The organism is Scytonema sp. UIC 10036, assembly GCF_009725235.1.
The window spans coordinates 31,018-50,123 of the sequence record NZ_WJFC01000031.1 but is presented as its reverse complement, the minus strand read 5'-3'; the positions used below and the strand labels follow the sequence as shown (position 1 = coordinate 50,123).

Annotated in this window: 19 protein-coding genes; 16 read left to right on the top strand and 3 right to left on the bottom strand. The window is 43.7% G+C overall.

The features are described from left to right. Window positions 1–6: 6 nt before the first annotated feature. The 10 genes from F7734_RS16875 to F7734_RS16830 all read left to right on the top strand — a co-directional run bounded on the left by F7734_RS16875 (window position 7) and on the right by F7734_RS16830 (window position 9,207). A complete protein-coding gene (locus F7734_RS16875; protein WP_155745775.1) occupies window positions 7–261 on the top strand; it encodes an acyl carrier protein in 255 nt (84 codons plus the stop codon). Window positions 262–843: 582 nt separating this feature from the next. Next, complete coding sequence (locus tag F7734_RS16870; protein WP_155745774.1) at window positions 844–1,602, top strand: peptidylprolyl isomerase; 759 nt, start codon at window positions 844–846, stop codon at window positions 1,600–1,602. After that, window positions 1,599–2,006 carry a cyclic nucleotide-binding domain-containing protein gene (locus F7734_RS16865; protein WP_207714120.1) on the top strand — a complete coding sequence of 136 codons (408 nt, stop codon included), beginning with the start codon at window positions 1,599–1,601 and terminating at the stop codon, window positions 2,004–2,006. The genes F7734_RS16870 and F7734_RS16865 overlap by 4 nt, the downstream gene beginning before the upstream one ends. 91 nt (window positions 2,007–2,097) lie before the next feature. Continuing rightward, a complete protein-coding gene (locus F7734_RS16860; protein ID WP_155745773.1) occupies window positions 2,098–2,418 on the top strand; it encodes a hypothetical protein in 321 nt (106 codons plus the stop codon). A 273-nt stretch (window positions 2,419–2,691) separates the two neighbouring features. Then, window positions 2,692–3,375, top strand: a complete 684-nt coding sequence (locus tag F7734_RS16855; protein WP_155745772.1) for a hypothetical protein — start codon at window positions 2,692–2,694, stop codon at window positions 3,373–3,375. Between the two features lie 20 nt (window positions 3,376–3,395). Then, on the top strand, window positions 3,396–5,945 hold the full coding sequence (locus tag F7734_RS16850) for an RHS repeat-associated core domain-containing protein (RefSeq protein ID WP_243146921.1): 2,550 nt from the start codon (window positions 3,396–3,398) through the stop codon (window positions 5,943–5,945). Between the two features lie 22 nt (window positions 5,946–5,967). Then, the gene (locus F7734_RS16845; RefSeq protein ID WP_017748973.1) at window positions 5,968–6,363 is read left to right on the top strand and encodes a hypothetical protein; all 396 of its coding nucleotides are present in this window, start codon (window positions 5,968–5,970) and stop codon (window positions 6,361–6,363) included. Between the two features lie 470 nt (window positions 6,364–6,833). Continuing rightward, complete coding sequence (locus F7734_RS62035) at window positions 6,834–7,028, top strand: hypothetical protein (RefSeq protein WP_207714122.1); 195 nt, start codon at window positions 6,834–6,836, stop codon at window positions 7,026–7,028. Between the two features lie 29 nt (window positions 7,029–7,057). Next, window positions 7,058–7,717, top strand: a complete 660-nt coding sequence (locus F7734_RS16835; protein WP_347566219.1) for a peptidylprolyl isomerase — start codon at window positions 7,058–7,060, stop codon at window positions 7,715–7,717. Then, window positions 7,714–9,207 (top strand): cysteine peptidase family C39 domain-containing protein, encoded by a 1,494-nt coding sequence (locus F7734_RS16830; protein ID WP_347566218.1) that lies wholly within the window; start codon window positions 7,714–7,716, stop codon window positions 9,205–9,207. The genes F7734_RS16835 and F7734_RS16830 overlap by 4 nt, the downstream gene beginning before the upstream one ends. Before the next feature lie 570 nt (window positions 9,208–9,777). Here F7734_RS16830 and F7734_RS16825 read toward each other — a convergent pair. Beyond that, entirely contained in the window at window positions 9,778–10,521 is a 744-nt protein-coding gene (locus tag F7734_RS16825) for a superoxide dismutase (RefSeq protein WP_155745771.1), read from the bottom strand. Window positions 10,522–10,682: 161 nt separating this feature from the next. Next, window positions 10,683–11,864 (bottom strand): aldo/keto reductase, encoded by a 1,182-nt coding sequence (locus F7734_RS16820; protein ID WP_155745770.1) that lies wholly within the window; start codon window positions 11,862–11,864, stop codon window positions 10,683–10,685. 324 nt (window positions 11,865–12,188) lie between these two features. On the opposite strand from F7734_RS16820, the gene F7734_RS16815 reads away from it, so the two are divergent. Continuing rightward, window positions 12,189–12,389: a hypothetical protein gene (locus F7734_RS16815; RefSeq protein ID WP_243146920.1), complete on the top strand. Its 201-nt coding sequence runs from the start codon at window positions 12,189–12,191 to the stop codon at window positions 12,387–12,389. 275 nt (window positions 12,390–12,664) lie between these two features. On the opposite strand, the gene rpiA is transcribed toward F7734_RS16815, so the two are convergent. Further along, on the bottom strand, window positions 12,665–13,375 hold the full coding sequence (gene rpiA / locus F7734_RS16810; protein WP_155745769.1) for a ribose-5-phosphate isomerase RpiA: 711 nt from the start codon (window positions 13,373–13,375) through the stop codon (window positions 12,665–12,667). Between the two features lie 269 nt (window positions 13,376–13,644). Here rpiA and F7734_RS16805 point away from each other — a divergent pair, with 269 nt between their 5' ends. From F7734_RS16805 to F7734_RS16785, 5 genes are all read left to right on the top strand, one after another. Then, window positions 13,645–14,043: a HAMP domain-containing histidine kinase gene (locus F7734_RS16805; RefSeq protein ID WP_155745768.1), complete on the top strand. Its 399-nt coding sequence runs from the start codon at window positions 13,645–13,647 to the stop codon at window positions 14,041–14,043. A 111-nt stretch (window positions 14,044–14,154) separates the two neighbouring features. After that, window positions 14,155–14,445 (top strand): ATP-binding protein, encoded by a 291-nt coding sequence (locus F7734_RS16800; RefSeq protein ID WP_347566217.1) that lies wholly within the window; start codon window positions 14,155–14,157, stop codon window positions 14,443–14,445. A 219-nt stretch (window positions 14,446–14,664) separates the two neighbouring features. Continuing rightward, window positions 14,665–15,366 carry an S-layer homology domain-containing protein gene (locus F7734_RS16795; protein WP_155745766.1) on the top strand — a complete coding sequence of 234 codons (702 nt, stop codon included), beginning with the start codon at window positions 14,665–14,667 and terminating at the stop codon, window positions 15,364–15,366. Between the two features lie 271 nt (window positions 15,367–15,637). Then, on the top strand, window positions 15,638–17,545 hold the full coding sequence (dxs, locus tag F7734_RS16790; protein ID WP_155745765.1) for a 1-deoxy-D-xylulose-5-phosphate synthase: 1,908 nt from the start codon (window positions 15,638–15,640) through the stop codon (window positions 17,543–17,545). Window positions 17,546–17,951: 406 nt separating this feature from the next. After that, the gene (locus F7734_RS16785) at window positions 17,952–19,106 is read left to right on the top strand and encodes a KamA family radical SAM protein (RefSeq protein ID WP_155745764.1); all 1,155 of its coding nucleotides are present in this window, start codon (window positions 17,952–17,954) and stop codon (window positions 19,104–19,106) included.

Here is a 19,106-nt window from a genome sequence, read left to right as displayed (position 1 = left end):
AGATTTATGCAAGGAGACCAAACTTCAGATATCGAAGCAGCTGTTTTTAGCCTTCTTAGAGAAATTTTGGGTGATCCAGAAAGAGAGTTAAAGCTATCAGATCGTTTAATTAAGGATTTAAAAATTAATTCAGACGTGCTTACTTTTGAGTTTGCTATACCCTTAATGCAGCAACTAAGTATTGATATTCCAGATCCAGCATGGCTGAACGTTTATACTGTTGGAGATACTATCAATCTATTGAAGAAGTATCGAAAATAACCAAATCTTAGTAGTTCAGCCCTATGCCAAGTGCTGGAAAAGTATTCCCTCAATGGCGCGGGAGTAGACACAAGCGAGCGCTTGCTAATAACTTGCTACAGATATAAATTATTTTTACTTATTCTTTCTGTTGCCAGTTTTCAAGTGGGTGGAGTGGCAACACTCTCCTCGACTCTACCTTTCGGCGTCTACCCATATACTAAGAGCATTGAATGAAACTCCAAAACTGGTTACAAGAATTTTTTAGCTTAGAAAAAAGCTGATTGTTACAGTACCCTCCACATGAGTACTGTAAAGCCATTCACAAAATTATAGCAGTATTTTCACGCATTCAACTACCAACCTCACAACCAAATTAAGTAGACTCATCGTTGTGATATAAATAACCAACAAGTCATTATGCAATAGGGAGTTTGTACCAAGAACAACACTCTCTCTTGCTATTTGGTGAAAGGTGTAGGAGATGAGGAGGTAAGGAGATGGGGAGAATTCTACCACCCCACCCCCTCACGCCCTCACCACCTCATCACCTCATCACCTCATCACCTCATCCTTCCACTCTGTCATCTACCCAAACTCTCTATGGCTCAAATTCTCCAATTTGGGAATCGCACAATCACAGAAGCAGAAGTTTTTCGCCTGCTAGCTGAGTACCAAATGCTACCCCAGTTATGTCGCTCCATGATTATTGACTCTGCTATTGCTTCTGTCACACTGACTGTGGAAGAGAGAAAGAGCGCCCAAGAGCAGTTCTACCAGAAGAATCAAATTACCACACCTGACCTACTTCAAACGTGGTTGCTAACTTATGGGATGACAATTGAGCAACTCGAAGCACTAGCAACAAAAGAACTCAGGATTGAGAAATTCAAAATTGCCACTTGGGGAGCGAAGATTGAATCCATATTTCTCAATCACAAATCCCAATTAGACAAAGTTGTTTATTCCCTCATCCGCACTTCTTCCATGGAAGTTGCTCAAGAACTGTTCTTTCGCATACTAGCAGGAGAACAGACCTTGGCTGAATGTGCTAAAGAATACTCCCAAGGTGCAGAAGCACAAACAGGGGGATTGCTTGGTCCGGTTCCCCTGTCACAACCCCATCCTACCATCGCTAAAATGCTTTCCACTTCCCAAGCGGGAGAACTGCTACCACCAACCAAGTTAGGAGAATGGGTAGTCATCCTGCGATTGGAGAAATTTATCAGCGCCCAGTTAGATGATGCCATGCGTGCGTTTCTGCTCAATCAGATGTTTGAGACAATGCTTGCAGAAGCCATTCGCAATGCCCAACCAACCATTCTTAACGATACACCTACCCCAGTTCTCCTAACAAGATGACATCCAGCACGACTACCATTATTGATTTTCTCGCTCAACACCACCCCTTCAACCAGCTGGATGTCAGGAGTGTTGAACGCATCGCCTCAAAACTCCAACCACTGCGCTATCGCATGGGACAAGCCATCTTTGTGCGAGAGATGATGCCCGATAAAATTGTCATTATCTACTCAGGTGGAGCGCGTCTTATCGGTTACGCACCCGGAGCCAAAGTTCCAGAAACACTGCAATCGTTGAAAGAAGGAGCACTCTTGGGTGCTACAAGCTTGGTGAGGGGTGTTGCAAGTGAAACCGCGATCTCCTCTGGTGAAATCCTCTGTCTTACCCTAAGTGTTGCAACCTGCAATTATAAATGCCAAAACCTGCACTTCCCGACTTTTTCCAACCAGGATTATGGCTTCTAAGGGATTTAAACCGCCTTTCATCAGTGATGAATACCTGGAAGGGTTAAAGTCATTCCTTCCATCCAGAACTTTTGGTAAGGTAACTGATTTCGTGTCTGAAGGGAAAAATGGACTTATTTTTGTTGAAGCTAAAGCACAGTTAACTCCTGTACAATTAGCTAATTCAATTAATCCAGGAGGGAAAATGGTTGGTACTAGGAGCGCGCTTGAAACTGTCTACAAGCGTGGGGATCAAGTCTTTCCTGAAGTTGAAAGGCAAATAATTACAGCAACCGATTTATCCAAAATTACTACTGGCACCACTGGAAAACTTTCTAAAGTACCAACTGGGATACCTGGAGAATTTCAGGTATATCAAAATGGTGTTCCTGCAATGCCTAATGGAATTCCTGTATTTCTACAACAGCTTTGAAATACTTGTTATCTACGGCTATGTTGACTTCAGTAAATTAATACGTGTAGCAATCCTAATTGAAACGTGAGAAAATACGGAGAGCAAAAGTAGGTATTTACAAGCATTTCAGCAATTTTCTCTCTCCTGAATGATTTAGGATTGCTATATAGGTTACAATCCTGGAAGTGATATGCGTTGCAGAAACTTATTCAATTGAAAAACTTGATTAGTCATTGAAAATTTACATAGTGTTACGAAATCATAGATCTGGTTAACGAAAGTAAGGTAGAGATGAAAGAAATCTTGAAAAATTTGGAAGAATTTGGTTTTTATTCTTACGAAGATCCAACTTTAGTTCCCATAATTCAGGCGTTACAGTTGAATAATAATTCCGTTTGGTTAAGGGACGGAAGATATGCAAGCTTGAATACATTGGATATAACATCATCTTCAGAAGCAGAGGAACTGATGCATAATGCGACAGACGAGAGCGATAACTTCTTGTATTTATACAGACCTTTACCACCACATCGTTGCTTTCCTTTCGATAAAGAGGATTTGTATGAATATCCACCGATGATATTTGAAGATGATTACTTATGCAATAGTTTAAGCAGATGTGGCGTTATCATCAAGGATGTAAATGAATATGAGGATTCTGAGGGAGATTCTCATCTAATTACCAATGTAGGTGATTTCTTAATTTGTCCTTACGAATTTAAATCGGGATTCACTCAAAATTGTTTGAAATGGCGGGTTGTTACTGCAAGAATTCTGTTGATGCTTAATATTATTCTATCTCAAGCAGATAGTAATGAAAGCTTTTACGTACTGAGAGAAGAAGGTAAAGAGGGAGATACTACTGTAGTTCTGCTAAATCCATCGATGTTTAAGTTTTTTCAAGATACTAGCAAATTAGAGGAGCGCGACTTACCCAAGCCTATCGAGAAATATTTTGAGAGCATCTTGTCCTAACTCGAATTTATCCATTTTCTTTGGTAAAAGCGCAAATTGATGAGCTTGGCAATCGTACTGAGTTTCGTGACGACGCAGCTGGTCGCCAGACTGAAATCCTGAACGCTGATGAACAAGCTGCAAACCCACTTGATAATCCCAAAACAACTTATAAGTACGATTTGGCAGGACAGCTTGTTTCTCAAACTTCGGCGCTCAACTACACTACTACTTATAAATATGATGACTTGGGACGGCTCAAAGAAACCCACTTCCACGATAAGAGTTACACCACTCAGGAGTATGATGCATTAGGTCGGCTCCTCGCGGCTATTGACCAAAACAGGAAGCCCACAGAGTATCGCTACGATGCGCTGGGTCGTCTAACTGGGGTGAAAAATGCTTTTGGAGATTGGACTGAGTATGGTTACAACGAGGTCGGTAACTTAATCTGGATGGAGGATGCCAAGGATCGCCGCACCAATTACGAATACGATAAGCTTGGTCGGCGCACGGCAGTCATTCTGCCGATGGGTCAACGCTCTGACACGACCTATGATGCGGTAGGCAATCTCAGGACTTATACTGACTTCAATCGCCGTACCATTACCTACGATTACGACCCCCAAAATCGCATGACCTCAAAGCTGTTTGGAGATGGCTCAAAGGTCACATACACCTACACAAACACCGGATTACAGGACGTTGTTAAGTTCATAAATGCAAGTAACGTGACAACGGCGACCTATGACAGTGATTACGATGAGCGCGATCGCCTCATTCAGCGCACTGATACCATTAGTGGAGCCAGCCGAAGTATCAGCTACACCTACGATGCTGCAAGCAATCGCACATCAGTTACCACACCGAGTGGTACGGTGAACTACACCTTTGATAAGCGCAACCGCCTTGACAAAGTGATTGAGAACAACATTGTCACGGCAGACTACGACTACGATGGGGTGAACAATCTACTTCTGACAAAATTTGCCAACGGTACACAAGAAGTTCGCCGCTATGACGAGCTCAATCGCCTGCGGGTCTTGGAAAACAAAAAAGCAACTGGTGAAATTATCTCCAGCTACACCTACACACTCGATCTTGTGGGCAATCGACGGAAGGTGGAAGAAAATAGCGGACGTATTGTTGAGTACACTTATAACGACTTGTATCAGTTAACTCAAGAAAAAATCACCGATGCTGTCAATGGTAACCGCGTCTACGACTACACCTATGATAAAGTAGGTAACCGCAAGACCAAAAGTGAAACCGTGAATGCTGTCACAACAGATACGGTGTACACTTACGATGCCAACGATCGGCTAGAGAACGAAAAGGTCAATCAGAAAGTTATTGCTAGTTATGCCTATGACAACAATGGAAATACCTTAACAAAGACCGAAAACGGCATTACAACCACCTATACCTGGGATTACGAGAACCGTTTGAGTACCGCAACGCTTAAGAATTCGTCAGGTGTCGTGCTTCAATCAATGCAGTATCGATACAACGATGAGGGTATTCGGGTTGCATCGATAGTGAACAATCAAGAAACTCGTTATCTGATTGATACTGTTCAACCCTATGGTCAAGTGTTGGAAGAGTATTCCCCCTATGGCGCGGTGCAAGCGTCCTATACTTACGGCTCGGACTTGATTTCCCAGAAACAGGGCATCAAGAGCACCTTCTACCATGTTGATGGATTGGGCAGCACGCGAGCGCTCACTGATGCAAGTGGTAGTGTTGTAAACACCTACAACTATGAGGCATACGGGGAACTGCTGAATTCTACTGGCAGTGTAAGTAACAAGTATCTGTTTGCTGGCGAGCAGTATGACTCCAATTTAGGTGATTACTATCTACGGGCTAGGTACTACGACACTGAAACTGGGCGGTTTACTAGACGGGATACCTATGAAGGTAGGCTGGGTGAACCTTTGACGCTACATAAGTACATCTATACTCATGCTAACCCCGTTAACGGGACTGATCCAAGTGGAAAATTCACATTAACAGAGGTGTTGACTGGTAGTGCAATTATTGGTGCATTCGCTGGTGCAGCAGGAGGTGGATACTACGGCTATAGTAAATCAGGTGAAGTCTTCAGCAAAGAAACTTTGAAGTTTGCATTAGTAGGAGCAGTTGGTGGAGCTGCTGCTGGAGCTATGCTTGGTGGGGCTATCTATCTGACTCCAGCTGGGTTAGGACCAATTATTCAAACTGGCGCACGGCAATTGTTCAGGAAAGCAATAGCTACACATTCAAGAAGTCAAGCCGCATTGCTAGCAGGTTTTGGACTTGGTTTCACAGGCGGTATATTAGAACCAGATTACGAAGTTGCACTTGGCACAGCTTTTACTACAGCTTTGACAATTGGAGATGATGTGCTTGTACGTGGAGCGATATGGAGAAGAAATGCTATGACCCAAGCCTTTGGAGAACTCTACACTGCAAATAGAGCTATCTTGTTTCGATCTGTACAATCAACCACGTTTATGACACTACATTTTCTTTTCGGCTTCACTGTCGGCTACGCTTCTGGATCTTTTATCCGAAAGTCGTATGACCAATATTTCTCTACAGGTAACTAGAGAGAACTCAAGGGAGGAGTTTATGCACTTTTGGTTTAATCAATCTAAAAAGCTAGATGAGATTTTGCAGCGTTCTGGTATGAGCGATGAGGAATTTCTCCACAGGCTGCAATTGTCAGGTGAGGTGGCGAGAAAAACAGTGAAGTGTTGCCGAACAGAATTAGGCAAAGCTTATCGACTATCTCCTGAGAAGTTGTATCCAGATGATAGCTTTAGACACTTAATAAACTTGCCAACTCCTGGGTGGGATATGCTAGAGCTTGTATTATCTCTTGAAGAAACTTTAGGTGCTGGAATTGATGAAGAGCAAGTTCCTAACTGGACATCTAAAGACATGACTCTGGGGAAATGGATCGTAGATTTCCTATCCAGATATTTTGAAAAAAATCAGAACCGTAACAATATAGAGGAAAAGTAGCGAATGTAACCAGACAAGTTATCTTCCGGGTGATATTTTTTGGTACTTGTAGGTAATTGGATCCATTGGATGTAACCTTTCACACTCCCCCCTACCTCTCAACGATAAATCAGGGGTTTCGAGGATTTTGCAGGGGGGGGAGTGAATAATTACATTGGATCACCGTGCCCTGCGTGGGATTTTTGTACGCGCTTGCTCAAAACTCTCTGTGTATTTACATTTTGGGATAGACAAACCCGAAAGTTCACTCCAGATTAGTACAGTAGCCTTTCCACATCCCCATTGTCAACTCATAGAGCAGCCACTTAGTATTTTCACGCATTCAATTGCCAACTTTACAACCAAATTCCGTGTACTTATCATTGTGATATAGATAACCAACAAGCCATCATGCAATTGGGAGTTTGTACCAAAAACAACACTCCCTCTTGCTATTTGGTGAAAGGTTTAGGAGATGAGGAGATGGGGAGATGAGGAGATGGGGAGATGGGGAGATGGGGAGAATTTTACCACCCCATCACCTCACCACCTCACCACCTCACTACCTCACCCCCTCACCACCTCATCCTCCCACTCTGTCATCTACCCAAACTCTCTATGGCTCAAATTCTCCAATTTGGGAATCGCACAATTACAGAAGCAGAGGTTTTTCGCCTGCTAGCTGAGTACCAAATGCTACCCCAGTTATGGCTCCATGATAATCGACTCTGCTATTGCTCCTGTTACACTGACTGTGGAAGAGAAAAAGAGCGCCCAAGAGCAGTTCTACCAGAAGAACCAAATTACCACACCTGACCTACTTCAAACGTGGTTGCTAGCTTATGGGATGACAACCGAGCAACTAGAAGCACTAGCAACAAAAGAACTCAGGATTGAGAAATTCAAAATTGCCACATGGGGAGCGAAGATTGAATCTATATTTCTCAATAATAAATCCCAATTAGACAAAGTTGTCTATTCCCTCATCCGCACTCCTTCCATGGAAGTTGCTCAAGAACTGTTCTTTCGCATACTAGCAGGAGAACAGACCTTCGCTGAATGTGCTCTTGAATACTCGCAAGGTGCAGAAGCACAAACAGGAGGATTGCTAGGTCCGGTTCCCCTGTCACAACCCCATCCTACCATCGCCAAATTGCTTTCCACCTCCCAACCGGGAGAACTGCTACCACCAACCAAGTTAGGAGAATGGGTAGTTATCCTACGATTGGAGAAATTTATCAGCGCCCAGTTAGATGATGCCATGCGTGCGTTTCTGCTCAATCAGATGTTTGAGACAATGCTTGCAGAAGCCATTCGCAATGCCCAACCAACTATTCTTAACGATACACCTACCCCAGTTCTCCTCACAAGATGACATCCAGCACTACCACTATTATTGATTTTCTCGCTCAATACCACCCCTTCAACCAGCTGGATGTCAGGAGTGTTGAACGCATTGCCTCTAAACTCCAACCACTACGCTATCGCATGGGGCAAGCCATCTTTGTACGAGAAACCATGCCCGATAAAATTGTCATTATCTACTCAGGTGGAGCGCGTCTTATCGGTTACGCACCCGGAGCCAAAGTTCCAGAAACACTGCAATCGTTGAAATCAGGAGCACTCTTAGGCGCTGCAAGCTTAGTGAGGGGTGTTGCAAGTGAAACTGCGATCGCATCAAGTGAAACCCTCTGTCTTACCCTAAGTGCAACCGATTTTCGAGAACTTTTAGAACTCGAACCAGCGATAAGAGACGCATATAGCAATCACTGTTCCCTAATTGAAGTGTATGACCTCTTGGGTGCAGAACTAGAAAGAAGGGCTAAGGGGAATGCCAATCTTAAAGAACTGGCAATTCAGCATCACGCATCAGCTACTGTCCTCAACTTGCCCTCAGGCACAACGCCACTTCAACAACTAGACCCCAATTTCCTGTGGCTAGTGAGTGGCGGTAGTTCCAATTATGCTGTAGGCTGTAGCCTAAACTCCCATGACCCACAAGCATACATTAAAGTAGAAGCTGACAAACCAGTTCGTCTCATTGGTTTGCGGGAACTAACAATATCAGGGGACACTGTTTCCTCCTCCCTCCACTCTCCCGCCCTCTCCCCCTCTTCCTTGTGGCAAGATGCACCCTACGCTTCAGAACGTCCGGAGGAACCAGAAGAACCAAGCCCCCAATCGGTCAAATACCCTCACGTTCGTGGCAGAGGTCCGGTGGATGCGTCCGTCGCCTGCTTCCAAATGCTAGCTCAGTACTGGGGAATGCCGTTCAAGCGAGATGTCATCAAACGCGCCTTGGTTAACAACTTTCAGCGCACGGGTGGCATTTCCATTCAACTGTGCGGTGCGCTCTCCGAACTGATGGGGCTCACCTCCCAACTGGTACAAGTTCCAGCACTCAGTGTCCCTCGCCTACCAGTACCAGCACTCCTCCCCTGGCAGGACAGTTTCGCCATTCTCTACAAAGCTACTTCCAAAGAATTGGTTTTGGCAATACCAGAACAGGGCATCAGACGTTTAAACCCCACAGCATTTGCCGATATTTGGGGGGAAGAAGGTCAAGTACTACTGCTGCAACCTACAAAAGAAACGCCCAAAAGTCGCTTTGGTTTGAGTTGGTTTCTTCCTGCTATCAAAAAGCATCGTACAGTACTTATCGAAGTTTTTATTGCTTCCTTGTTTGTACAACTCTTGGGATTGGCTAACCCCCTCATTACCCAAGTCATTATTGATAAAGTTATTATCCAAAACGGTGTTAATACCCTCCATGTGTTGGGATTTCTATTGATAGCAATGGCTGTGGTGGAAGGCGTTATCACTTGGCTAAGAACCAACCGGGATGTCGGTGAGTACCAATATTAAGATTAGGGAGCGCACCGTCATGAGCATTTTTACTGATATGTTTAGCTCCAGTGTGGAGAGCCTCAAGACTGTGCGGTAGCAGTGATTGTCAACAATTGCCAATCGCCAAACGATAGAACAGTGTAGATATAGTCTAATAAAGCACAGTTGCTTACTGAGAAATAACAGTTATTTGTTAGAGATAGTGCATATTATGGAGTGGAGGAGATAGATCCTACCTTCCGTACCGCAGCTAGCCCTAAAGTGTCACACTACGAATTTGAACGTTTGAGGATTTGGGGTTAGCGTTAGCACCGCTTACCGTCTTATTGCTAATAATTGAGAATGACTTGGATGTCTCATATCCCAGTTTTCACGCTTTCTCGCCTGTTTCTATCAGAAAAATCGTATAGTTTTACTCTTCTTTTGGAGATTTCACTCAGTAATTACCGTTTGCGAGCGTTGGGGTGCGGAAGGCAGGATAGAAGGTATTCCAGAAAAAATGACTCCTAAACTACTAGGAAAAAAGTTGAAAAAGTAAGTGGGGAACTTGAGTTCCCCTTTCAGGATGAAATGAGGATCGTGAGTCCCCTACTGCCTTTTACTGGATGCAGCAAAACGCTTGTTAATCTCATCCCAGTTCAAGACGTTCCACCATGCATTTAAATAATCAGCACGACGATTTTGATACTTGAGGTAATATGCATGTTCCCATATGTCATTACCCATAATTGGGTAGTTTCCTTCAACTATGGGACTATCTTGATTGGGTGTGGTCATCACAGCAAGGTTACCATTTTTAGTACGAACTAGCCAAACCCAACCACTGCCAAAACGAGCGCCGCCAGCTTCATTAAACTGCTTTTTAAAACTTGCGAAACTGCCAAAATTTTCTGTGATAGCGGATGCGATCGCACCTGTAGGTTCTCCACCACCTTTTGGCTTCATAATTCTCCAAAACATCGCATGATTCACGTGACCGCCACCATTATTACGTACCGTTGTGCGAATATCTTCTGGTACATTGTTTAAGTTGCTCAGAAGGGCTGCAACACTTTTCCCCTTAAGTTCTGGATGTTTGCTAAATGCCGCATTCAAGTTTTTTACATAAGTCGCATGGTGTTTATCGTGATGAAACTGCATTGTTTTTGCATCGATATGAGGCTCCAACGCATTGTACGCGTAAGGTAGTGGTGGTAGTTGAATAGCACCTGGTACATTAGAACTAGGCTGGTTTCCTCTGGGAGTGTTTTGTGCAAAAGTACCAGCATCTAACGCCAAAACCCCAGCACCAGACCCTAGTAAAAACAAGAAATGACGACGATTAACACTCATAAAACTTTACTGCGACGAATGTTTTCATTGAGCAGTCCTTATTTTCCCACTGACCAGTGACCAATGACCACCTGACCACCTGACCAGTAACCAGTGACCACCTGAACACTAACAACTAACAACTAACAACTAACAACTAACAACTAACAACTAACCACTATCTAACTTTGTGACAATCGCTGTCTTGCTTCACCTGCTAACATCTGATGTGCTTCTACTAAAAAGCGAGGAATTTTCTCTGCATGAGGACTGCGACTGAGACATTCCTGCAAGTCTAATTGACGTATTTTGTCTGCTTGAGTACCAGGAAACCAATGGTCCCCATTGCCAAGCAGGTTGTAACGCATTTTGGCATAGTCCAGCATATCGTATGCCAAAGCTAAATTTCTCAACCACAAAATCACTGGAATGTTCACATAACCAGGGGTTTTCTCATAGGTTGGTAAATTAATATGCCAGGTTTTGACCCAATCTTCTCCCAAAACCGCTATTGCTTGTTCTTCCAACCTAGCCAAAATAGGTGGCAAAATTTCTGATGCGTTGTCTAGTAAATCTAATGTTTTCAAGTGTTCGTCAAAATCTTGTGGTTTAGCTGCACCCAGGCTTAATGTATGAACTTGAGAATCGCTTAAACAAAATAAATCGTTAAAAACCATTGGGCTTAAAGGCTTACAAAGTTCTACAAGTTTTTGTGGCGGTTCATATAACATCCCTCCTTTATTCGATGGGCTAATAATAAATACGCCCAGATCGAGGCGGGTTGCAGCTTCAATAGCAGCCCAGTTGGTTTGATTAATATAATACCAATGTAAGTTGACATAATCAAACTGGTTTGTATTTATTGTTTGAATAATAATGTCTGTGGCACCATGTGTAGAAAAACCAATAAATTTCACTTTTCCTTGTGCTTGAAGTTTACGCACGAACTCCAAGCAACCACCAGGACGAATGCTATCATTCAATAATTCCGCATTATTGATACCGTGTATTGCTAGTAAATCAACATAATCCAAGCGAAGATTTTTTAGCGATTTTTCAAAATCTCGTTGAAATTCTTTAACATTAGCTTTCGGGCTGACTTTGGTTTGAACAATCAACTGTTCGCGCTCAAAAGTTGGCAAGATTTTTCCCAACTGCATTTCAGAACTACCATAACCACGGGCGGTTTCAATATGATTAATTCCTAATTCTACTGCCCGTCGAATCGTCGCTTCTAGATTTTCCTGGTTATCGCGAGGGATTTGCCACTGTGGTACATCCTGCCATTTATACTGATATCTCATGCCACCGCAGGAAAAAACTGGCATTTTTAATTCTGTGCGCCCAAATCGTCTGTAAAGCATGATTAGACGTTAAATTTTAGATTTTGGATTTTGGATTTTTGGTTGTATGTTAAAACGTTAGTCCATCTCAAATATTCTGTCCGTGTAAAGAATGGATTTCATTTTTTACATACCATACTGCGACAAAAAATACAAGACTTAGCTCCATTTTAAGTATTTGTACTATCTTGACTTATCTGTATAAAAGCAGTAAGACCATGACAGCACAAAGGGAAAGAGCTTGAATTTGGCAATGTACCCGGAAATTTATCGGAGTATTGCGTAAAATGAAACGTTCTCTGTGAAGTCTCGGTTAGTCCCACTAAAAAATCTCCGGAGGTATCAATGCCACATCACATCAGCACTCAGCCAACCACAAATGTGAATACTTATTCTAAGGGTGCTGCTGATGCCTATACTCTCAATCTTATAGGCTTTTTTATTATTTCTTTACCTATAGTTCTACTATTGGGAATGACAACTTATAAAAGATATCGTACTGTTGTTCTTCGTCGGCGAAGAGTCTTCTCGAAAAAATGTGGTTAATGGATGCTAAATATAATACCTATAGACAAGATTAAATTTAACTAGGGGATAGGGGTAGGGGATAGGGGGTAGGGAAAAGCGATTTTCGTGCTTCCCTCGTTCCCATGCTCTGCATGGGAATGCATTCATTGGAGGCTCCGCCTCCTGTACTTAGCTGGAAGTGCGAGGCGGAGCCTCGTGGACGGCATTCCCAGGCGGAGCCTCGTGGACGGCATTCCCAGGCAGAGCCTGGGAACGAGATACACCCCTACTCCCTACCCCCTACCCCCTACCTATTACAATTGCCGAACTATTGGTTGACCGTCTTTTACTTCACCAATCAACACTAAATCGGCGCAATTAACAAAAATTCCATTTTCTAAGACTCCGGGAATGTTGTTAAGTGTTTTTTCCAGGTTAACGGGGTCGTCGATCGCGTCAAACTTGACATCTATCACCATATTCCCTTGGTCGGTAATGACTGGACCTGCTTTTTTTACACCCATGCGGAGTTCGGGTTTGCCGCCCAATTTCTCAATTGCACGTGTCACAGGTGCGATCGCCATTGGGATGACTTCTACTGGTACGGGAAAAACCGAACCCAATCGATCTACCAATTTACCAGCGTCCACTACGACAATGAATCGGTTTGCCAGGTAATCAACGACTTTTTCGCGAGTGTGGGCGGCACCACCACCTTTGATTAAATTCTTTTGGGGATCGACTTCATCTGCTCCATCAATGGCAATGTCGATGCGATCGATAGCGTCTAGAGTGGTTAGCGGAATACCAAACTGTTTGGATAGCACCTCTGCTTGAAATGAGGTGGGGACGCCAATTATATCTGTGATTTCTCCAGATTTCAGGCGATCGCCTAAAAACTGAATTGCGTATGCTGTTGTTGACCCTGTACCCAACCCAACAATAGAACCTGATTCTACCAAAGCGGCTGCTGCTTTGCCGACTTCTTGCTTCATCAACTTGGTGGGGTCTGTTGCTGCGGTCATTCCCAAAGCTCCTCAAATCATAAACTATTGTTTAGGGTAAGGGAAAAAGGTAAAGGTAAGCAAAACGGTTTTAAGAGAAAGGATTAGAGCTACATGGTTTTGTTATCTATTTTCCGTCTTATGTGATATAATACCCCCAACTTTTGGGAATACTATGATGTAAAGCTTATTTCCTTTTCACCGACAAATACATCCGAGAAATAGAATTTAAACTGGAAGAAATTGATTTAGATTATATCCGAACGGATTTACCTAAACTTTTAGATTCGATGCAAGTGGGTGTAGAACGTAGTAAAAATATATCAAATAGTTTGCGAACTTTTTCCCGTGCAGATACAGAAAATCAAGTTAGCTTCAACATTCATGATGGTATTGATAGCGCTCTCTTAATCCTCAAACATCGCCTGAAAGCTAACGAAACCCGCTCAGTAATTCAGGTGATAACTAATTACGGTCAATTACCAAAAGTGAAATTTTTTCCAGGACAATTAAATCAAGTTTTTATGAATATTTTGGCAAATGCAATTGATGCTCTGGATGATTCAAATATTGGTTTGAGTTATGAAAAAATTAAAGAAACTTCTAATTGTATTACTGTTAAAACTTTTATTCAGGAGGTTGAAGAAGGCAGCCTTGCTGATGGCAGATGGCAGCTATGTTCCGTTTAGAAGGGGATTCAGACCCCTCCTAAACGGTAGCCACGCTCACAGGAGTTCAATGGGGGTCTTAAACCCTTGTTCCCTTCACACGCGGGCAGCCTTGCAGGAGCCAGAATTCCCGTGACTCATAGCTGCCTCCTGCCCTCTGCCTTTCCCGATAAAAATCAAGTTTTTATTAATATTAAAAATAATGGAAGAGGGATATCAGAAGATGTGAAGCCACGGATTTTTGACTACTTATTTACGACTAAAGCTGTTGGTAAGGGAACGGGTTTGGGGCTAGCCATTGCACGGCAAATTGTTTTAGAAAAACATAGAGGAAGTCTTGAAGTTAATTCAAGATTGGAAGAAGGAGCAGAATTTGTAATCCTACTTCCAATTATGGGAGTTGAAAATAGTCATAATGGATAAGTAGGTAGGCTCCTCACTCTCGTTACCAGGCTCTGCCTGGTAACGAGAGTGAGGCTCCGCCTCGCTTTGTAGAGACACAGGAGGCGGAGCCTCCCGTAAGTCATTCCCAGCCTGAGGCTGGGAACGAGGTGACAAACTACTAGGTTGCAACATCTCATCCTGTATATTCGTCTTTAAAGAGGTTTTGAAGAGCAGTAGTTGCTTAAAGTGTATACAATTATGCGTCAGCTTCTAAGTACTCTCTCATTAGTCGCACTACTACAATCTTTTCCCGATGTGGCGATAAGCCGGGGGAGGCTTGCGCTAAGAGCGATCGCACTTGAGCAAGCCAACACCGAACAACCATCCGATCCCATAACACAAGTTGTTGCTGCCAAATTCATGTCTAACGCTCCAGATGGAAATTTTTACCCACAACGGTTTGTCAGCCGAGCAGAATTAGCTTCGATTATGGTAAAAGCATTTCGACTGGATAAACGACAGGCGGCTACCAAAGAAAATTTCAAAGTTGCTGACGTATCCCCTTCCAATCCCGCGTTTAATGATGTTCAAATAGTTTTAAAAACTGATATTATGAAGGGTTATCGGGGAAATTTATTCTTCCCGAATCAAAGAGTTACAAAAGCGGAGGCTTTAGCAATTTTTGCACAAGCTTACGGCGTTTTTCAATTCCCTGATGAAACGGTCAATGAGATTCTTGCCTCATATCCCGATGCTGCGTCTATACCAGCTTGGGCGAGGAAAGCACTCGCTACAGCAGCTAGCGAGGGATTTGTCAATACCGATAGACAAGGAAATCTCTCCCCATTGCAGCCCATGACTCGTGGGGACATGGCTTTTGTCTTAAGTCAGTATTTACAAAGACAGCAGCCGCAACCGCAAACGCCAGAGGTTCCGGATGCGAGCGAGGGAGAATCTTAGACACAGTCAAGACAAGGGAGACAAAGGGGAAATAAATATTTTCCTGTTGTTTTTTGCTGCTAGTACAGCTGGCGCGTAGATAAATAGACCATTAGTAACAGATAAAAAGCTTACAATCAAAGCTTTTGCGCCTTCTGCCCTCAAACAAGCGTACTTCTGCCTTCATGTACTAGGTTCTTTTTTGTAACTGTTTGACAATGGCTTCATAAGCTGACAACCCCACCGTGGGAAAATCAGAAATGCAAAAAGTAGAGAGGAAAACCCTATAGTTATGCACTTGAGTGAAATTACTCATCCCAACCAACTGCATGGTTTGTCGATTCGCCAGTTACAACAAATTGCCCGTCAGATTCGAGATAAACATCTTCAAACTGTAGCAGCAACTGGAGGACACCTCGGACCTGGTTTGGGAGTTGTAGAATTGACCCTAGGGCTTTACCAAACGCTGGATTTAGACCGCGATAAGGTTATCTGGGATGTAGGACACCAAGCTTATCCTCACAAACTCATTACAGGGCGCTACCCTAACTTCCACACTTTGCGGCAAAAAGACGGAATTGCCGGTTATCTCAAGCGATGTGAAAGTAAATTTGACCATTTCGGTGCGGGACACGCTTCCACCAGTATCTCTGCTGGATTGGGCATGGCTTTAGCAAGGGATCTCAAAGGAGAAAAGTTTAAAGTTGCCGCTATCATTGGTGATGGTGCGCTGACTGGTGGTATGGCATTAGAAGCTATCAACCACGCCGGACATTTGCCCAAGACTAACCTGCTGGTTGTCCTTAACGACAATGAAATGTCCATCTCTCCCAACGTTGGTGCGATTCCCCGCTACTTAAACAAAATGCGCCTGAGTCCGCCAGTACAGTTCCTTAAAGATAATTTTGAAGAACAAGTCAAGCATATTCCCTTTGTTGGAGAATCCCTTTCACCCGAACTAGAACGCATCAAAGAAGGGATGAAGCGCTTGGCTGTTCCCAAGGTTGGCGCTGTGTTTGAAGAACTGGGTTTTACTTACATCGGTCCCGTAGATGGACACAATTTAGAGGAATTAATTGCCACTTTCCAACAGGCGCATCAAATTCCAGGACCTGTTTTGGTACACGTCGCAACTGTCAAGGGTAAAGGATATGAAATTGCCGAACAAGATAAAGTTGGCTATCATGCCCAAGTTCCCTTTAACTTAACGACAGGGAAAGCAGTTCCCTCCAATAAGCCCAAGCCACCCGGTTATAATAAAGTTTTTGCCCACACTTTGGTTCAACTTGCCGAACAAAACCCCAAAATTATTGGTATTACCGCCGCAATGGCAACAGGAACGGGGTTAGATAAATTGCAAGCAAAGCTACCCAATCAATATATAGATGTAGGCATTGCCGAACAGCACGCTGTTACCTTAGCAGCCGGACTAGCATCTGAAGGTATGCGTCCGGTTGTTGCTATTTACTCTACCTTCCTACAACGTGCCTACGACCAAATTATTCACGACGTTTGCATTCAAAACCTGCCAGTATTCTTCTGTATGGATAGAGCAGGAATTGTTGGTGCTGACGGTCCTACACACCAGGGAATGTATGATATTGCCTATCTACGTTGCGTTCCCAACATGGTACTCATGGCACCTAAAGACGAGGCAGAATTGCAACGGATGGTAGTCACTGGTATCAATCACACATCCGGACCGATCGCCATGCGTTTCCCTCGTGGTAGCGGTTACGGTGTTCCTTTGATGGAGGAAGGCTGGGAGGCTTTAGAAATCGGTAAAGGGGAAATTCTCCGTACTGGCGATGATGTGTTGCTTCTTGGCTACGGCACAATGGTACAACCCGCACTGCAAACTGCCGAAATCCTTAGCGAACACGGTATTGAAGCAACTGTGGTTAATGCGCGTTTTGCCAAGCCTTTAGATACGGAATTAATCTTCCCACTTGCTCAGAAAATTGGGCGCGTTGTGACTTTGGAAGAGGGCTGTATTACAGGAGGCTTCGGATCGGCAATTGCAGAAGCGCTTTTAGACGCCGATATCGTAGTTCCTGTTAAACGCATCGGTATACCCGATTTGTTGGTAGAACATGCCGAACCCAACGAATCGAAAGCCGCATTAGGTTTAACAAGTCCCCAAATTGCTGACAGAGTTTTACAGGCTTTCTTCAAGCGGGAACTTTCTACTGTGAGTTAACACCAGTACTCCACCACATTAAAACCTCATATCACCTCGCACCTCATGCACCTCGTTCCCAGGCTCCGCCTGGGAATGCCTTACTCGAGGCTCCGCCTCCTGTTTACTTACCTAAAATAATGAACTACTCCGCAGCATAGCTTATCTAAAGTGAGCCAGATATTTGTTGGGTTTCGTTCCTCAACCCAACCTACAAAAATTCTTATCCCTTGCAGTATTATCTTTTACTATAGATTTTTGGCGATACATATCAAATACAAATATTTCTTTACTTCTATTACAGTAATTACCACATCTCACTTTGTAAAGAACTTCGATTAAAACTATATGCAGTATTGGCGCGGAACCCATCATATGTGGGTACTTTTTTACTGACTGCAAATAACTAAGGGTATATTTAAGTATAATGGTTTACACTGAAATCAATCCTATCGTCATCCATAACACCCGACGCCAGGAAATTTGTCGAATTTTTGGGGAAACTTACGATCCAGAACGGTGGAATGACTGGCGCTGGCAAATGCGGCATCGATTAACTAAACCAGAACATTTCCAGCGTTTGCTGCATCTTGTTCCCGCAGAGGAACAGGGACTTTTGAAGTCTCCTGAGAAGTTTGCCATAGCCGTGACACCGCATTTTGCAGCACTGCTTGACCCAGAAGATTCGCTTTGTCCGCTACGGTTGCAAGTCATACCACGAGAAGCAGAGCTTGTAGTTAATCCTGCGGATATGAAAGATCCATGCGGTGAAGACCACGACAGCGTGGTGCCCGGATTGGTACACCGCTATCCTGACAGAGTTTTATTTCTTGCTCTTGACTCTTGTGCTGCATATTGCCGTTATTGTACGCGTTCTCGCTTAGTTAGTCAAGGTGAAATGTACCCTCTGACTCGACGAATGGAAGCGATCGTTGCTTACCTAGAAGAGCATACTGAGGTACGTGACGTGCTGATTTCTGGTGGCGATCCCCTGCTTATGTCGGACGAACCCTTAGACAACTTGTTAAGACAATTGCGTGCTATTTCACACATTGAATTTATACGTATTGGGTCTCGCGTACCGAGTTTCTTACCACAACGGATTACTCCAGAACTTGTTGCCGTGCTTCGCAAGCATCGGGTGTGGCTGTCGTTACACTTTTGTCATGTACGGGAACTAACTCCAGAAACGGCGTATGCCTGTGATTTACTAGCTGACGGTGGTATTCCATTAGGAAGTCAAACTGTATTGCTGAAAAACGTGAATGACTCTGAGGAGTCACTCAAGCAGCTGTTTCACGGTTTGCTGAAACTGCGCGTCCGTCCTTACTATCTCTACCAATGCGATCCAGTTGTAGGTACTGCACACCTGCGGACTAGCGTACAAACAGGTTTGGATCTGATCTCTAAATTGCGCGGTCACACCACGGGCTACGCTGTCCCAACTTATGTAATTGATGCTCCTGGTGGTGGTGGCAAAGTCCCTATTCAAAAAGAAACACTGCTCGCCTATGAGAACGGTACAGCACTGGTTCGTAACTGGGAAGGTCAGACGTTTACATATACAGATCCGGAAATATAA

What these genes read in the sequence shown, in the direction of transcription:
- F7734_RS16875 (WP_155745775.1), top strand. Translation starts at nt 7, where the DNA reads ATGCAAGGAGACCAAACTTCAGATATCGAAGCAGCTGTTTTTAGCCTT.
- F7734_RS16870 (WP_155745774.1), top strand. Translation starts at nt 844, where the DNA reads ATGGCTCAAATTCTCCAATTTGGGAATCGCACAATCACAGAAGCAGAA.
- F7734_RS16865 (WP_207714120.1), top strand. Translation starts at nt 1,599, where the DNA reads ATGACATCCAGCACGACTACCATTATTGATTTTCTCGCTCAACACCAC.
- F7734_RS16855 (WP_155745772.1), top strand. Translation starts at nt 2,692, where the DNA reads ATGAAAGAAATCTTGAAAAATTTGGAAGAATTTGGTTTTTATTCTTAC.
- F7734_RS16845 (WP_017748973.1), top strand. Translation starts at nt 5,968, where the DNA reads ATGCACTTTTGGTTTAATCAATCTAAAAAGCTAGATGAGATTTTGCAG.
- F7734_RS62035 (WP_207714122.1), top strand. Translation starts at nt 6,834, where the DNA reads ATGAGGAGATGGGGAGATGGGGAGATGGGGAGAATTTTACCACCCCAT.
- F7734_RS16835 (WP_347566219.1), top strand. Translation starts at nt 7,058, where the DNA reads ATGATAATCGACTCTGCTATTGCTCCTGTTACACTGACTGTGGAAGAG.
- F7734_RS16830 (WP_347566218.1), top strand. Translation starts at nt 7,714, where the DNA reads ATGACATCCAGCACTACCACTATTATTGATTTTCTCGCTCAATACCAC.
- F7734_RS16825 (WP_155745771.1), bottom strand. Translation starts at nt 10,521, where the DNA reads ATGAGTGTTAATCGTCGTCATTTCTTGTTTTTACTAGGGTCTGGTGCT.
- F7734_RS16820 (WP_155745770.1), bottom strand. Translation starts at nt 11,864, where the DNA reads ATGCTTTACAGACGATTTGGGCGCACAGAATTAAAAATGCCAGTTTTT.
- F7734_RS16815 (WP_243146920.1), top strand. Translation starts at nt 12,189, where the DNA reads ATGCCACATCACATCAGCACTCAGCCAACCACAAATGTGAATACTTAT.
- rpiA (WP_155745769.1), bottom strand. Translation starts at nt 13,375, where the DNA reads ATGACCGCAGCAACAGACCCCACCAAGTTGATGAAGCAAGAAGTCGGC.
- F7734_RS16805 (WP_155745768.1), top strand. Translation starts at nt 13,645, where the DNA reads ATGCAAGTGGGTGTAGAACGTAGTAAAAATATATCAAATAGTTTGCGA.
- F7734_RS16795 (WP_155745766.1), top strand. Translation starts at nt 14,665, where the DNA reads ATGCGTCAGCTTCTAAGTACTCTCTCATTAGTCGCACTACTACAATCT.
- dxs (WP_155745765.1), top strand. Translation starts at nt 15,638, where the DNA reads ATGCACTTGAGTGAAATTACTCATCCCAACCAACTGCATGGTTTGTCG.
- F7734_RS16785 (WP_155745764.1), top strand. Translation starts at nt 17,952, where the DNA reads ATGGTTTACACTGAAATCAATCCTATCGTCATCCATAACACCCGACGC.